Source organism: Actinomadura napierensis, assembly GCF_039529375.1.
Lineage (GTDB): Bacteria > Actinomycetota > Actinomycetes > Streptosporangiales > Streptosporangiaceae > Spirillospora > Spirillospora napierensis.
The window spans coordinates 23,576-38,620 of the sequence record NZ_BAAAMR010000051.1 but is presented as its reverse complement, the minus strand read 5'-3'; the positions used below and the strand labels follow the sequence as shown (position 1 = coordinate 38,620).

At 75.0% G+C, this 15,045-nt stretch carries 10 protein-coding genes; 5 read left to right on the top strand and 5 right to left on the bottom strand.

What is annotated here, in order from left to right:
- Positions 1-89 precede the first annotated feature (89 nt).
- From ABD296_RS26210 to ABD296_RS26195, 4 genes are all read left to right on the top strand, one after another.
- Positions 90-863, top strand: a complete 774-nt coding sequence (locus ABD296_RS26210) for a hypothetical protein (RefSeq protein WP_344272360.1) — start codon at positions 90-92, stop codon at positions 861-863.
- Positions 860-2,419 carry a DNA polymerase Y family protein gene (locus ABD296_RS26205; protein WP_344272358.1) on the top strand — a complete coding sequence of 520 codons (1,560 nt, stop codon included), beginning with the start codon at positions 860-862 and terminating at the stop codon, positions 2,417-2,419. Before ABD296_RS26210 ends, ABD296_RS26205 begins: the two co-directional genes overlap by 4 nt.
- 11 nt (positions 2,420-2,430) lie before the next feature.
- Positions 2,431-5,700 carry an error-prone DNA polymerase gene (locus ABD296_RS26200; RefSeq protein ID WP_344272356.1) on the top strand — a complete coding sequence of 1,090 codons (3,270 nt, stop codon included), beginning with the start codon at positions 2,431-2,433 and terminating at the stop codon, positions 5,698-5,700.
- Positions 5,701-5,825: 125 nt separating this feature from the next.
- The gene (locus ABD296_RS26195; protein ID WP_344272354.1) at positions 5,826-7,925 is read left to right on the top strand and encodes a protein kinase domain-containing protein; all 2,100 of its coding nucleotides are present in this window, start codon (positions 5,826-5,828) and stop codon (positions 7,923-7,925) included.
- Positions 7,926-7,931: 6 nt separating this feature from the next.
- On the opposite strand, the gene ABD296_RS26190 is transcribed toward ABD296_RS26195, so the two are convergent.
- The gene (locus tag ABD296_RS26190; RefSeq protein ID WP_344272352.1) at positions 7,932-8,861 is read right to left on the bottom strand and encodes a Ppx/GppA phosphatase family protein; all 930 of its coding nucleotides are present in this window, start codon (positions 8,859-8,861) and stop codon (positions 7,932-7,934) included.
- An 86-nt stretch (positions 8,862-8,947) separates the two neighbouring features.
- On the opposite strand from ABD296_RS26190, the gene ABD296_RS26185 reads away from it, so the two are divergent.
- Positions 8,948-9,376, top strand: coding sequence for a PH domain-containing protein (locus ABD296_RS26185; protein WP_344272350.1), 429 nt, complete (start codon positions 8,948-8,950; stop codon positions 9,374-9,376).
- Between the two features lie 90 nt (positions 9,377-9,466).
- Here ABD296_RS26185 and ABD296_RS26180 read toward each other — a convergent pair whose 3' ends face one another.
- Genes ABD296_RS26180 through ABD296_RS26165 form a run of 4 tightly spaced genes read right to left on the bottom strand, consistent with a single transcriptional unit; the run spans position 9,467 to position 14,908 of the window.
- Entirely contained in the window at positions 9,467-10,369 is a 903-nt protein-coding gene (locus ABD296_RS26180; RefSeq protein WP_344272347.1) for a ribokinase, read from the bottom strand.
- Between the two features lie 12 nt (positions 10,370-10,381).
- Positions 10,382-12,337: an ABC transporter permease/substrate-binding protein gene (locus ABD296_RS26175; protein ID WP_344272344.1), complete on the bottom strand. Its 1,956-nt coding sequence runs from the start codon at positions 12,335-12,337 to the stop codon at positions 10,382-10,384.
- Positions 12,327-13,880: a sugar ABC transporter ATP-binding protein gene (locus ABD296_RS26170; protein ID WP_344272341.1), complete on the bottom strand. Its 1,554-nt coding sequence runs from the start codon at positions 13,878-13,880 to the stop codon at positions 12,327-12,329. The genes ABD296_RS26175 and ABD296_RS26170 overlap by 11 nt, the downstream gene beginning before the upstream one ends.
- Positions 13,877-14,908, bottom strand: a complete 1,032-nt coding sequence (locus ABD296_RS26165) for a LacI family DNA-binding transcriptional regulator (protein WP_344272338.1) — start codon at positions 14,906-14,908, stop codon at positions 13,877-13,879. Before ABD296_RS26165 ends, ABD296_RS26170 begins: the two co-directional genes overlap by 4 nt.
- Positions 14,909-15,045: the final 137 nt, after the last annotated feature.

Genomic DNA, 15,045 nt, shown 5'->3' with positions numbered 1-15,045 from the left:
CGGACATCCATACCGTGACCTGCGGTAACTTGACACGGGTCGAACTCTTGTTCGAGATTGGACGCGGGGGCGCGAAAGGAGGGACGACCGTGCCGGAGGCGGCGCTGCGGGACCTGGCGAGGTCGCTGGAGCACGCGTCCGCGCCGCCCGCCCGCGCGCTCCCGGTGCTGCCCGCGCTGCGCCCGGTGGTGCCCGGCGGGCTGCGCCCCGGCTCGGTGGTCGGGCTGGACGGGCCCGGCGCGGCCTCGCTCGCCCTCGCGCTCGTCGCGGGCGTCTCCCGGCACGGCGGCGAGGACGGCTCCGGAGGCTGGTGCGGGATCGTCGGCGTCCCGTCGTTCGGCGTCGCCGCCGCCGCGGGGATGGGCGCCGAGCCCGAGCGGCTGCTGCTGGTCGACGAGCCCGGCGACCGCTGGCCCGACGTGGTCGCCGCGCTGGCCGAGGCGGTCGAGCTGGTGCTGCTGTGCCCGCCGGAGCGTCCCGGCGCCGCCGCGGTGCGCCGGCTGTCCGCCCTCGCCCGCAAGCACGGCGGCGTGCTCGCGCTGTCCGGGCCGTTCGCCCGCGACTGGCCGGGCACCCGGCTGCGCCTGCGCCTGGACGAGATCGCGTGGGAGGGGATCGGCGACGGCCACGGGCGCCTGCGCGGACGGCGCGTCCAGGTGGTCGCCGAGGGCCGCGACGCCCCCGGCCGGGGCCGCCGCGCCCATCTGTGGCTGCCCGCCCCCGACGGCACCGTCCAGCCCGCCGCCCCGGTGCGGCCGCCACTGGAGATCGTCCCGCCCCCCGCGGTGAAGGACGGCGCCGCCGTCCACACCCGTCGCGAGGGCGAGGCCGCCGTCGTCCGGATCAGGGAGGGGATCGCGTGACGCGGGTGCTGGCCGTGTGGTGCCCGGACTGGCCCGTCACGGCCGTCGGGGTGGAGGCCGCCGCCGCGGGGGCCGTGGTGGTGCAGGGGCGGATCGCAGCGTGTTCGGCGGCAGCGCGGGCCGAGGGCGTCCGGCGGGGGCAGCGGCTGCGGGACGCGCAGCGCAGGTGCCCCGACCTCGTCGTGCGGGAGCGCGACACCGACGCGGAGGGGCGGCTGTTCGAGACGGTCGTCGAGGCGGTCGCGGAGCTGGCGCCGAGGGTGGAGGTGGTGCGGCCGGGACTGTGCGCGATCGCGGCGCGCGGGCCGGCCCGGTTCTACGGCGGCGAGGAGGCGCTGCGGGTCCTGGTGCAGGACACGGTGGTGGAGGCCGGGTACGACTGCGGGTCGGGGATCGCGGACGGGCTGTTCGCCGCCGAGCTGGCCGCGCGCGCCGGGCAGGGCGGCACGGTGGTGCCCGAGGGCGGCGCGGCGGCGTTCCTGGCGCCGTATCCGCTGTCGGTGCTGGACCGTCCGGAGCTGGCCGACCTGCTGCGGCGGCTCGGGATCAAGACGCTGGGCGCGTTCGCTGACCTGCCGTCCGGGCACGTGGCGGGGCGGTTCGGGGCGGACGGGGCGCTGGCGCACCGGCTGGCGCGGGGCGAGGAGCCGCGCCCGATCGCACCGGTCCGCGCCGCGGCGGACCTGTCGGTGCGGGCGGCGTTCGACCCGCCCGCCGAGCACGCCGAGCAGGTGGTGTTCACCGCGAAGCGGCTGGCGGACGAGCTGCACGAGGGGCTCGCGGCGGGCGGGCTGGCGTGCGTGCGGCTGGAGGTCGAGGCCGGGTTCGCCGACGGGCACGTCCTGCGGCGGCTGTGGCGGCACGACGGGCGGCTGTCGGCGCTGGCCGTCGCCGAGCGGGTGCGGTGGCAGCTGTCGGCCTGGCGGGACGGGCGCCCGGCTGCGGGCACCGACCCGGAGGGCATTGAGGCGCCCGCCGAAGAGGAGGCCGTGTGGGGCGGCGTGACCTGGCTGGAGCTGACGCCCGACCAGCTCGTCCCGGACGGGGGCCGGCAGGAGGCGCTGTGGGGGCGGACGGCCGTCACCGACCGCATCGCGCGGGCCGGCGACCGGATCCAGGGGCTGCTGGGCCACGGCGCGATCACCCGGCCGGTGCCGGCGGGCGGGCGCGGGCCGGGCGAGCAGGTCGTCCGGGTCCCGGTCGGTGACCTGCCGCCGACGGGCCTGCCGGACGGGCCGTGGCCGGGCCGGCTGAGGACGCCCGCGCCGGCCGTGGTGCCGCCGGCGGCGCCTGAGGCCGAGCTGGTCGACGCGTCCGGGGCGCCGGTCGTGGTGTCGGCGCGGTGCGCGGTGTCGGCGCCGCCGGCCGCGCTGGTGGTCGGGGGCCGTCCGGCGGCGGTCACGGCGTGGACGGGCCCGTGGCCGGCGGACGAGCGGTGGTGGGACCCGGCGAAGGCGCGGCGCCGCGCCCGGTTCCAGGTCGTCACCGAGGACGGCGCCGCCTACCTGCTGACCGTCGAGGGGCAGCGGTGGCACGTGGAGGCGACCTATGACTAGGCGGGTGCGCCGTGGGGTGGCATAACCCGCCGATCTCGTGGCGGGAGTTCGAGGAGAAGCTGTCGTGGCGTCCCGCCGAGCACACGCCGGATGAGCTGCCGGAAGAGCCGGGCCTACCGCGCCGCGCGGAGGGCGGCGTGCCGTGGGCGGAGCTGCACGTCCATTCCTCGTTCAGCTTCCTGGACGGCGCCAGCTCTCCGGACGCGCTGGTCGCCGAGGCGGCGCGGCTCGGCGTGGAGACGATGGCGGTCACCGACCACGACGGCATGTACGGGGCGGTCCAGTTCGCGCAGGCGGCGCACGAGTCGGACATCGGGACGGTGTTCGGTGCGGAGCTGAGCCTCGGGCTGCCCGGCCCGCAGACCGGGGAGCCCGACCCGGCGGGCCGGCATCTGCTGGTGCTCGCCCGGGGCGCGCAGGGCTACGCGCGGCTGTGCTCGGCGATCACGGCGGCGCAGCTCGCGGGCGGGCGCAAGGGCCGCCCGGTCTACGACCTGGAGGCGCTCGCGGAGGCGCACGACGGGCGGTGGGCGGTGCTGACCGGGTGCCGGAAGGGGCCGGTTCCGGCGGCGCTGGAGTCCGGCGGCTTGGACGCGGCCGAGCGCGAGCTGCGCCGGATGATGGAGATGTTCGGCCGCGAGAACGTCTTCGTGGAGCTGGTCGACCACGACCAGCCGGACGACGACGAACGCAACGACGCGCTGTTCGCGCTGGCCCGGCGGGTCGGGGCGGGCGCCGTCGCGTCCAACAACGTGCATTTCGCCGCGCCCGGCGCCGACGCGCGGCTCGCGCAGGCGATGGCGGCGGTGCGGGCGCGGCGCAGCATGGACGACATGGTCGGGTGGCTGCCCGCGAGCGGCACCGCGCACCTGCGCGGCGGCGCGGAGATGGCCGCGCGGCTCGCGCGCTTCCCCGGCGTGCTGGAACGCACGGTGGAGCTGGGACGCGAATGCCGGTTCGGGTTCGACGTGGTCGCGCCCCGGCTGCCCGACTGGCCCGTCGGGGACGGCCACACCGAGGCGAGCTGGCTGCGGCACCTGGTGAAGGAGGGCGCGCTGAAGCGGTACGGCCCGCCGGACAACGAGAAGGTGTCGGGCGCGTACGCGCAGATCGCCAAGGAACTCGATGTCATCGAGCAGCTCAAGTTCCCGGGCTACTTCCTGATCGTCCACGACATCGTCGAGTTCTGCCGACGCAAGGGGATCCTGTGCCAGGGGCGCGGGTCGGCGGCGAACTCGGCGGTCTGCTACGCGCTCGGCATCACCGGTGTCGACGCCGTCCGGCACGGGCTGCTGTTCGAGCGGTTCCTGTCCCCCGGACGCGACGGGCCGCCCGACATCGACCTCGACATCGAGCACAAGCGCCGCGAGGAGGCCATCCAGTACGTCTACCGCAAGTACGGGCGCGAGTGCACGGCGCAGGTCGCGAACGTCATCAGCTACCGGCCGCGCATGGCCGTCCGGGACGCGGCGCGCGCGCTCGGCTTCTCCCCCGGCCAGCAGGACGCCTGGTCCAAGAGCATCGACCCGCGCGACCCGGTCGGGTCCGAGACCGACATCCCGCCGCACGTCATGGAGCTGGCCGGCCGGATGCTGACGCTGCCCCGCCACCTCGGCATCCACTCCGGCGGCATGGTCATCGCGGACCGCCCCGTCGGCGAGATCTGCCCGATCGAGTGGGCGACGATGCCGAACCGCAGCGTCCTGCAGTGGGACAAGGACGACTGCGCGGCGGCCGGCCTGGTGAAGTTCGACCTGCTCGGCCTCGGCATGCTCGCCGCCCTGCACGACTGCTTCGACCTCGTCGCCGAGCACCACGGGCAACGGCACGACCTCCAGTCGATCCCGCCGGACGACCACCAGGTCTACGAGATGCTGTGCGACGCCGACACCGTCGGGGTGTTCCAGGTCGAGTCGCGCGCGCAGATGGCGACGCTGCCCCGGCTGAGGCCGCGCGAGTTCTACGACCTGGTCGTGGAGGTCGCGCTGATCCGCCCCGGCCCGATCCAGGGCGGGTCCGTCCACCCGTACCTGCGGCGCCGCAAGGGCCTCGAACCGGCGACGTGCCCGCACCCGCTGATGGAGCCGGCACTGCGGCGGACGCTCGGCGTCCCGCTGTTCCAGGAGCAGATGATGCAGCTCGCCGTGGACTGCGCCGGCTTCACCCCGAACGAGGCCGACCAGCTGCGGCAGGCGATGGGCGCCAAGCGCGCACCCGAACGCGTCGAACGGCTCCGCAAACGGCTGCTGGACGGGATGGCCGAGCGCGGCATCCCGGCCGAGATCGCCGAGAGCGTCTACGAGAAGATCCTCGGGTTCACCGGGTTCGGGTTCCCCGAGTCGCACGCGCAGAGCTTCGCGCACCTGGTGTACGCGAGCGCCTGGCTGAAGCGGCACTTCCCCGCCGCGTTCACGGCGGCGCTCGTCCGCAACCAGCCGATGGGGTTCTACAGCTCGCAGTCACTGCTGGCGGACGCGCGGCGGCACGGCGTCGTCGTCCGGGGCGTCGACATCAACGCCAGCGATGTCCACCCGACGCTGGAGGAGCCCATCGAGGTCCGGTCGGAGCATCCGCACGCGCCCGCAGCACCACAGCCCGCGATCCGCGTCGGCGTCGCCGGCATCCGCAACCTCGGCGACGACACCGCCGAGCAGATCGCGGCCGGACGCCCCTACACGAGCATGGAGGACCTGGCCCGGCGCGTCCCGCTGTCGGCGGCGGCCCTGGAGGCGCTCGCGACCGCCGGGGCGTTCGACTGCCTCGGCATGACGCGGCGGGAAGCGCTGTGGGCGGCGGGCGCGCTCGCCGGCACCGGCCCCGGGCAGCTCGAAGGCGTCACGCCCGGCGCGTCCGCCCCGGCGCTGCCGCCGATGACGCCGATCGAGGAGACCCTCGCCGACCTGTGGGCGACCGGCGTCTCCCACACCCACCCCGTCGCGCACGTCCGGGACGCGCTGGACGAACTCGGCGCCCTGTCGTCCGAACGCCTCGCGAAGACGCCGTCCGACACCAACGTCGTCGTCGCCGGCCTCGTCACCCACCGACAGCGCCCGCCGACCGCCGGCGGCATCGTGTTCATGACGCTGGAGGACGAGACCGGCATCATCAACGTCGTCTGCCCGCCGCAGGTGTTCCAGCGGCACCGGGGTCTCGCCGTCGACTCCCAGGCGCTGCTGGTCGGCGGGCGCCTCGAACGCGCCGACGGCGTCACCAACGTCCGCGCCACCCGGCTGCGGCGGCTACCCGTCCCCGGCAAGGTCCGCGCCCGGAACTTCCACTGAGCGGAGGCCGAACCCGGGCACTGCCCGGCGCGTCCGATGTGTGTCATCGTTGTCACGGAGAGGGTCGCGTGCCGCCCGTTGGGGGCGGCCGCCAAGGCGCGGCTCCGGCGAAAGGCTGATCGCCGATGGAGAGCCCACGGTCGCATCCAGGGTCCGCCGCGCCCGCGCCGCGCGAACTGCGGCCGGACGACCCGACGCAGGTCGGGCGGTACCGGATCGAGGCCAGGATCGGCGAGGGCGGGATGGGCGCGGTGTACCTCGGCCGCGACCCCGGCGGGCAGGCCGTCGCGGTCAAGGTCGTCCGCCCGGACCTCGCCGGCAACAAGATGTTCCTCGCCCGGTTCCACGACGAGGCGGCACACGCCGAACGCGTCGCGTCGTTCTGCACCGCGCAGGTGCTGGAGCACGGCGAGGATCTCGGCCTCGCCTACCTGGTCACCGAGTACATCGAGGGGCCGTCGCTGCTCGACCACGTCACCGCCACCGGGCCGCTGTCGCCGGGGATGCTGCACGGCGTCGCGGTCGGCGTGGCCGCCGCGCTGGTCGCGATCCACAGCGCGGGCCTGGTGCACCGCGACCTCAAGCCCAGCAACGTGCTGCTGTCCATCTCCGGCCCCCGCGTGATCGACTTCGGCATCGCGCGGGCGCTGGACGCGGCGTCCTCGCACACCCGCACCGGGCAGGTCGTCGGCACCCCCGGCTGGTTCGCGCCCGAGCAGATCACCACGCAGCGCATCACCCCGGCGGTGGACGTGTTCGCCTGGGGCTGCCTGGTCGCCTTCGCCGCGACCGGCCGCAACCCGTTCGGGCAGGGCTCCTTCGAGCTCATGGCGGCCCGCGCCGTGCACGCCGAACCGGAACTGGGCGCGCTGCCGGAGCCGCTGTCCCGGCTGGTGCGGTCCGCGCTGCGCAAGGACCCCGAGCAGCGGCCGGGCGCCCGCGACCTGCTGCTCGGCCTGGTCGGCGGCGCCGGCGAGGCCGACGTGTCGCACACCCTCGGCGCGTCGTGGACGACACCGCCCGTCCCCCGGCCGGACGTCACGTCCCGCGACCCCGGCGCCGCGCACGCCCAGGCGCAGGCCCAGGCGCAGGCCCCGCCCCCGCCCCAGCCGCATCCGCAGACCGCGCCCGCGAACGAACGGCCGCGGCCGGCACCGGCACCCATGCCCGCGACCGAACGGCGCCAGCAGATCCCGCACCAGGAGACGGTGCCGTCCCACGAGATCGCCCCGCACCCCGTCACGGTGCCTCAGCAACGGCCCGGCAGGCCCGACCGGCGCAGGACGGCCGTGGCGGTGGGCGCCGCCGCCCTCGTCGTCGCCGCGATCGCGGCGGCGGGCGCCTACTTCCTCACCCGCCCCGGCGACCACGGCGGCAACGCCGACACCGGCTCCACCGCCAAGGCCGCCACCGGCTTCCCGACCGGCCCGATGCTGGTGCGGATCGACACCGAGCCCGGATGGCCGAAGGAGTGCCACGCCGACATCGGCACCTACAAGCCCGGCGACCCCGCCCCCGCCACGCTCGTCGGCGGACCGGCCTGCGACACGCTCCCGGAACGGTCACCGGACCACAGGTACATCGCGTTCAGCCGGTCGGTCGACGGGGCCACCTCAGCAGAGGTCATGAACGCCAACGGCACCAACGTGCACAAGGTCGCCGACATCTCGGGCGGCCGGGTGACCTGGTCGCCCGACGGCACACGCCTGGCCTACATGGGCGGCTCCGGCGGCACCCACCAGATCTTCACCGTCACCCTCGCGAACGGCACGGTCACCCGGCTCACCGACGACGACTCCGCCAAGGACGACCCGATGTGGTCGTCCACCGGCCGGATCGTCTTCTGGAGCAAGAAGGACGGCGTCGAGCAGATCTACACCCTCGACCCCGACCACCCCTCCAGGACCTGGGTGCGGGTGACCCACGACGGCGTCCGCTCCGTCGACCCCGAATGGTCGCCGGACGGCTCGAAGATCGCCTACACGCGCGGCCCCTCCGCCAAGAGCGGCATCTGGGTGATGAACGCCGACGGCTCCGGCGGCCGCGCCCTGACCTCCGGCGACGCGCACGACATGGACCCGGGCTGGTCCCGCGACGGCCGCTGGATCTGCTACGTGCGCGGCCCGGTCGGCACCCCGGAGATCCACGCCGTCCGCGCCGACGGCACCGGCGACCGCGTCATCACCCCGCCCGGCAAGGTCCTCGGCCACCCGAGCTGGTCCTAGGCCGGGTCAGCCGCCGAGGGCGTCCAGACGGCGCAGGATGACGCCCTCGCGGAGGGCCCAGGGGCAGACTTCCAGCTCCTTGAGCTCGAACAGGTCCATCGCCGCGTCCGCGACGATCGCCCCGGCGAGCAGCTGGGGCGCGCGCGACTCCGACACCCCGGGCAGCTCCGCGCGTTCGGCGGAGGTCATCTCGGCGAGCTTCTCGGCCCACTCGGTGACGTCGGCGTCCTGAAGGACGCGCCGTTGGTACGGTCCCTCGGCCGAGGGCGCGGCGCCCGCGATCCGGGCGAGCTGCCGGAACGTCTTGGACGTGGCCACCGCGTGGTCGGCGGGCCCGTACCGGGACACGTCCCCGACGTGCCGGGCGATCTCCGCGCGGACGTGCCGGCGCAGCGCCCGGACCTCCCCGGCGGGCGGCGGGTCGGCGGTGAACCAGCCCCGGGTGAGCCGGCCCGCGCCGAGCGGCAGCGAGAACGCCGCGTCCGGCTCCTCGTCGATGCCGGCCGCGATCTCCAGGGAGCCGCCGCCGATGTCGACCACCAGCAGCCGCCCGGACGACCAGCCGAACCAGCGGCGCACGGCCAGGAACGTCAGCCGCGCCTCGTCCTCGCCCGACAGCGCGTCGATGCCCACCTGCTTCTCGCCCCGGATCCGGTCGAGGATCTCCTCGCCGTTGGCGGCGTCGCGGACGGCGGAGGTGGCGAACGCGACCAGGTCCTCGACGCCCTTGTCCTCGGCGATCTGCAGCGCCTCGTCGACGAACTCGCGCAGCAGGCCCTCGCCCCGCTCCGACAGCCGGTCGCCGTCCTCCAGGTGCGCGGCCAGGCGCAGCTCCGCCTTGTGGGAGAACGCGGGGATCGGGCGCGCTCCCTGGTGGGCGTCCACCACCAGCAGGTGCACCGTGTTCGAGCCCACGTCAAGCACGCCGAGTCGCATGCTCCGACGCTATCGGACGCCCGCCTGGCCGGAACGCCAGACCAGCCTGAACGGGACACAACACCCGTACCGCTACGGTGGGGCGCATGGACGGTCAGGAGGGACGGCGCTGGCGGGTGCCGCCCAAGGTCGTCGGGGTCAAGTGCGCGGCGGTCGTGGCGGTCGGGGCGCTGGCCGCGCTGAGCGGCGGCGACTCGCAGCGGCTGCTGCTGGCGGGCGCCGCGGCGCTCGGCCTGGCGGCCGTGGCGCTCCGCGACCTGCTGGCGCCCGTCCGGGTGGCCGCCGACCGCGAGGGCGTCACCGTCGTCACCGGGTACGCGGGACACCGCCGCGTCCCGTGGGACGCGGTGACCGCGATCCGGGTGGACGAGCGGCGCCGGCTACTGCTGCACACCCGGATGCTGGAGATCGAGACCGCCGACGACCTGCACCTGTTCAGCGCCTTCGACCTCGGCGCGGACGTCCACGACGTCGCCGACGACCTCTACCACCTCCGCGCCCGCACCACCCGCTGAGACCCCGCTGAGGCGCGACCGAACCGCGTTCACTTGCGGCGAGTCGTCGTTATGGACGCCGCCATAACGACGACTCGCCGCAACTCGACGTCAGGTGGGGAGGTCTTCGGGGGTGGGGTAGGAGGTCTGGGCGCCGGGTTGGCGGACGGCGGCGGCGCCGACGCGGGTGGCGTAGCGGGCCGCGTCGGGCAGGGAGTCGCCGCGGGCGAGGCGCAGGCAGAGGGCGGCGGTGAACGCGTCGCCGGCGCCGGTGGTGTCGACGGCCTCCACCTTCGGCGACGGGATGTGCGTCGTGCCGTCCGCGTCGGCGACGACGACGCCGTCGGCGCCGAGGGTGATGACGGCCGAGCGGGGGCCGGAGCGCAGGAGCGCCCTGCCCATCTCCTCGGGAGCCGTCTCGCCGGGGCCGCCGAGCAGCCAGGCGGCCTCGTGCTCGTTGATCACGAGCGGGTCGCAGAGCGCGAGGACCTCGTCCGGGACGGGCGCGGTCGGCGACAGGTTCAGCACGACCCGGGCGCCCGCCGGGGCCGCCGCGCGGGCGGCGGCCTCGATCGCGGGCATCGGCACCTCGAGCTGGAACGTCACCACGGAGGCGGCGGTGATCATGTCGCGGGCGGCGGCGGCGTCGTCCGGGGTGAGCCGGGCGTTCGCGCCGGGCGAGACGATGATGCTGTTGTCGCCGTCCGGGCCGACCGTGATCAGCGCGACGCCGCTCGGACCCGGCGTGACCGCGAGGTGCGCCAGGTCGACGCCGGCGCCCGCGAGCGCGTCGCGCAGGAGCGCGCCGTGCCCGTCGTCGCCGATCCGGCCGACGATCCCGACCCGGCCGCCGAGCCGGGCGGCGGCGACCGCCTGGTTGGCGCCCTTGCCGCCCGGGTGGGTGGCGAGGTCGGAGCCGAGGACGGTCTCCCCCGGGCCGGGCCTGCGGTCGACGCCGACCACCAGGTCCGCGTTGACCGAGCCGACCACGACGACGTCGTACTGATCGGGCACGACACTCCCCTTCTACTGCGTGGCGAACTGGGTGGCGTTCTCCGGCGTGGCGATCTTCACCGGCACCGGGGCGTTGGCGACCAGCCTGCCGCCCTTGGCGGCCTTGAGCGCGCTGTCGACGGCCATCTTGCCGAGCAGCCGGGGCTGCTGGGCGACGGTCGCGTTGAGCGTGCCGTCCTGGACGGCCTTGATGCCGTCCGGCGTGCCGTCGAAGGCGACCACCTTGATCTGCTTGCCGGCCTTGCCGCCGAGCGCCTTGATCGCGCCGAGCGCCATCTCGTCGTTCTCGGCGAACACCCCGTTGATGTCGGGGTGGGACTGGAGCAGGTTCGTCATGACGTCCAGGCCCTTGGTGCGGTCGAAGTCGGCGGGCTGCTTGGCGACGACCTGGATGCCGGGGTACTGCTTGAGGCCCTCGGTGAAGCCCTGCCCGCGCTCGCGGGAGGCGGAGGTCCCGGCCTGCCCCTGGATCACGACGATCTTGCCCTTGCCGCCGAGCTCCTTGGCCATCTGCGCGGCGGCGTCCTTGCCGCCCGCGATGTTGTCGGACGCGACGAGCTGCTCGATCTTCGCGCCGTTGACGGTGCGGTCGGCGGCGACGACGGGGATGCCGGCCCGGTTGGCGGCCTTCACCGCGGGCGCCGCGGCGTCGGAGTCCACCGGGTTGACGATGATCGCCTTCATCCCCTGGCCGGTGTAGTTCTGCACCTGGTTGACCTGCTGGGACGCGTCGTTCTGCGCGTCGCCGACGGTCAGCTTGACGCCGACCTTCTTCGCCTCGTCCTGCGCGCCCTGGCGGAACTGGACGAAGAACGGGTTGTTCAGCGTGGACACCGACAGCCCGATCTTCACCGAGCCGCCGCCGGCCGCGCCGCCCGACTTGGAGTCGTCGTCGCCGGTGGTGGCGACGACCGCGGCGAGCGCGACGATGACCGCGACGACCGCGGCGCCGCCCGCCCAGAACGTCGCCGGGCGGACCTTCAGGCCGCGCCGCCGGACGGTGTCCAGCAGCACCGCCAGCGCGATGACCACGCCGATGACGACCTGCTGCCAGAACGCCGACACCGACAGCAGGTTCAGGCCGTTGCGCAGCACCGCGAGGATCAGCGCGCCGACCAGGGTGCCGAACGCCTTGCCCTTGCCGCCGGACAGGCTCGCCCCGCCGATGACGACGGCGGCGATCGCGTCCAGCTCGTAGCCGTTGGCGGCCTGCGGCTGCGCCGAGGCCAGCCGGGAGGCCAGCACGATCCCGGCGACGGCCGCGAACGCGCCGGACAGCGCGTAGGTGACGAGCTTCTGCCGGTTCACCCGGATGCCCGACAGCCGCGCGGCCTCCTCGTTGCCGCCGATCGCGTACATCGCGCGGCCGCTGTAGGTGCGGGCCAGGATCAGCGCGGTCAGCAGCCCCATCACGATCATCACGATGACCGGGACGGGCAGGTACTTCCCGATCGTGTCGCCGAGGTGCGTGACGGCGCCGGGGAACGCGATCGGGCTGCCGTCGGAGATCACCAGCGCGAGGCCGCGGGCGACGCCGAGCATCGCCAGCGTCGCGATGAACGGCGGCAGCTTCCCGTAGGTGATCAGCGCCCCGTTGACCAGCCCGGCGACGACGCCGACCAGGACCGCGGCGATCAGCGCGACCGGCCACGGCAGGCCGTGCTGCGTCGCCGTCCAGGCCAGCACCACCGCCGACAGCGCGGCGACCGCGCCGACCGACAGGTCGATCCCGGCGGTGACGATGACGAACGTGACGCCGAACGCCAGGATCGCGGTGACCGCCGCCTGCACCCCGACGTTCAGCAGGTTGGTGACGGTCAGGAAGTCACCGGACGCGATCGCCAGCGCGACCACCAGGATGATCAGCCCGGCCAGCGCCCCGTTCTCGCCCAGCAGCCGGCCCGCGACCCGGGCCGCGCCGCCGGACCGCGGCCCCTGCGGCCGCTTGCGCAACGTCTCAGTGGACATCGTCGTTCTCCTCGTCCTTCTCCCTGGCGCTGCCGGGACCGGCGACGGCCAGCGCCATCACCGCGTCCTGCGTCGCCTCGGCCGCCGGCAGTTCGCCGGCCAGCCGGCCCCGCGCCATCACCAGCACCCGGTCGCTCATCCCCAGCACCTCGGGCAGGTCGCTGGAGATCATGAGCACCGCGTGCCCGGAGGCGGTGAGGGTGTTGATCAGCTCGTAGATCTCGACCTTCGCGCCGACGTCGATGCCGCGCGTCGGCTCGTCCAGCACCAGCACCTTCGCGTCGGCGAGCAGCCACTTGCCGATCACGACCTTCTGCTGGTTGCCGCCCGACAGGGTGCGGACCTCCTGCCGCAGCCCGCTCATCCGCACGTTCAGCTTCCCGGCGATCTCGCCGGCGTCCCTGCGCTGCCCGGCCCGGTCGACGAGGCCGCCGCGGCTGAACCGGCCGAGCGTGACGAGGCCGAGGTTCTCCTGGACGTCGGCGCCGAGCACCAGTCCCTGGCCCTTGCGGTCCTCGGGGACGAGCCCGACCCCGGCCTCCATCGCCGCGTGGACGTCGCCGGGCGGCAGCGACCGGCCGTCCACGACGACCTCGCCGCGGTCCGGGCGGTCCGCGCCGAAGACCGCGCGGGCGACCTCGGTGCGGCCGGCGCCGACCAGCCCGGCGAGCCCGACCACCTCGCCCGCGCGGACCTCGAACGACACGTCCTCGAACACGCCGTCGCGGGTCAGTCCCTTGACCTGGAGCAGCGGCGGGCCGGCCTCGGTGCGCTCGCGCGGGTACTGCTGGTCGATCGAGCGGCCCACCATCAGCCGGACCAGCTCGTCGCGGGGCGTGTCCGCCGGGACCTCGGCGACCGACCGGCCGTCGCGCAGCACCGTGACCCGGTCGCCGATCCGCGGGATCTCCTCCAGGTGGTGGGTGATGAAGACGACCGCGACGCCCTGCTCGCGGAGCCGCGCGACGATCCCGAACAGCCGGTCGACCTCGCCGGCGGTCAGCACCGCGGTCGGCTCGTCCATGATCAGCACGCGGGCGTCCAGGCTCAGCGCCTTGGCGATCTCCACCATCTGGCTGCGCGCGATGCCGAGGCCCGCCATCCGGTCGTCCGGGCCGGCCTCGACGCCGACCCGCGCGAGCAGGTCCCGCGCGGCGGCGTTCATCGCCCGGCGGTCGACCAGCCCGAACCGGCGCGGCGGCCGGCCGAGGAACAGGTTCTCCGCGACCGTCAGCTCCGGGACGAGGTTGAACTCCTGGTAGATGGTCGCGATGCCGAGCCGCTCGGCGTCCTGCGCCGTGCGGATCCGCACCTCGCGGCCGTCCACCTCGATGGTCCCGGCGTCGGGGCGGTGCGCGCCGGACAGCGTCTTGATCAGCGTGCTCTTGCCGGCCCCGTTCTCGCCGAGGAGCACGTGCACCTCGCCGGCCCGCAGGCCGAAGTCGACGCCGTCGAGCGCGAGCACGCCCGGGAACGCCTTGCGCAGCCCGCGCACCCGGAGGATCTCCCCGCGGTCCGGCAGCTCGTCGGCAGGCAGGCTCATGGGCGGCCACTCCCTTCACTCTCGTTGCCTTGCGCACCGGGTTCGCCGCAGGAGCGCCGGACGACCAGCCGCGCGTCCAGCACGACCGGTTCCACCGGGCGGCCCCCGATCCGCTCCAGCAGCGCGCGCACCGCGCGCCGGCCGAGCTCCTGGACCGGCTGGCCGATCGCGGTGACCGGCGGGTCCACATGGGTGAACCACGGGACGTCGTCGTAGGAGGCGATCCCCACGTCCCCGGGGACCGCCAGGCCGCGGGCGCGGATCTCGTCCAGCGCGCCGAGCGTCATGAGGTTGTCGCCCGCGACGATCACCTCGGGCGGTTCGGGCAGGTCCAGCAGCCGGGCGGCGGCGGCCCGCCCGCTGGCCGCCTGGAAGTCGCCGGCCTCCAGGTACTCGGGGCGGACCGGCAGCCCGGCGGTGCGCAGCGCCGCCGTGAACGCCGCGGTCCGCTCGCGGCCGGTCGACAGCAGCGCGGGCCCGGACACGAACGCGATCCGCCGGTGCCCGAGGCCCGCCAGGTGCGATACCAGCGCGCCGATCGCGGCGGTGCCGTCGGCGCGCACCGTCGGCACGTCCAGGCCGGGCAGGGTGCGGTCGAGGAACACCAGCGGGGCGCCGCCGGAGACGACGTCGCGGACCAGCGGCGTGATCTGCGCGGTGGGGCACAGCAGCAACCCGTCCACCCGCTGCTCCAGCAGGGTCCGGACGTAGTGGTCCTGGCGTTCGGGCCGCTCGTCGGCGTTGCCGATGACGACCGAGTAGCCGGACGCGCGGGCCTCGTCCTCGATGGCGCGGGCCAGCTCGGTGAAGAACGGGTTGAGGATGTCGCCGATGACCAGCCCGATCGTGCGGGTGGTGTCGGTGCGCAGCGAGCGGGCGACGGCGTTCGGCCGGTAGCCCAGCTCGTCCACCGCCGCCAGGACGCGGACCCGCGTCGCCTCGGTCACCGGCGCGCTGTCGTTGAGGACGCGCGAGACGGTCGCGACGGAGACGCCGGCGAGCCGCGCGACGTCCTTGACCCCGGCCACGGGCCACCTCCTCGCAGATGATCGTGTAATCGTTTACACGATGACTTTGTAAACGATTACACGACGCGCCGCATTCCCGCAAGCGGAGAACGTCCGAAATGTGCCGCCGGCCTCGCCGCTCCGCCCGGACGGCGCGC

Coding starts and splice junctions, on each gene's coding strand:
- ABD296_RS26195 (WP_344272354.1), top strand. CDS start 5,826: ATGGAGAGCCCACGGTCGCATCCAGGGTCCGCCGCGCCCGCGCCGCGC.
- ABD296_RS26190 (WP_344272352.1), bottom strand. CDS start 8,861: ATGCGACTCGGCGTGCTTGACGTGGGCTCGAACACGGTGCACCTGCTG.
- ABD296_RS26185 (WP_344272350.1), top strand. CDS start 8,948: ATGGACGGTCAGGAGGGACGGCGCTGGCGGGTGCCGCCCAAGGTCGTC.
- ABD296_RS26175 (WP_344272344.1), bottom strand. CDS start 12,337: ATGTCCACTGAGACGTTGCGCAAGCGGCCGCAGGGGCCGCGGTCCGGC.
- ABD296_RS26170 (WP_344272341.1), bottom strand. CDS start 13,880: ATGAGCCTGCCTGCCGACGAGCTGCCGGACCGCGGGGAGATCCTCCGG.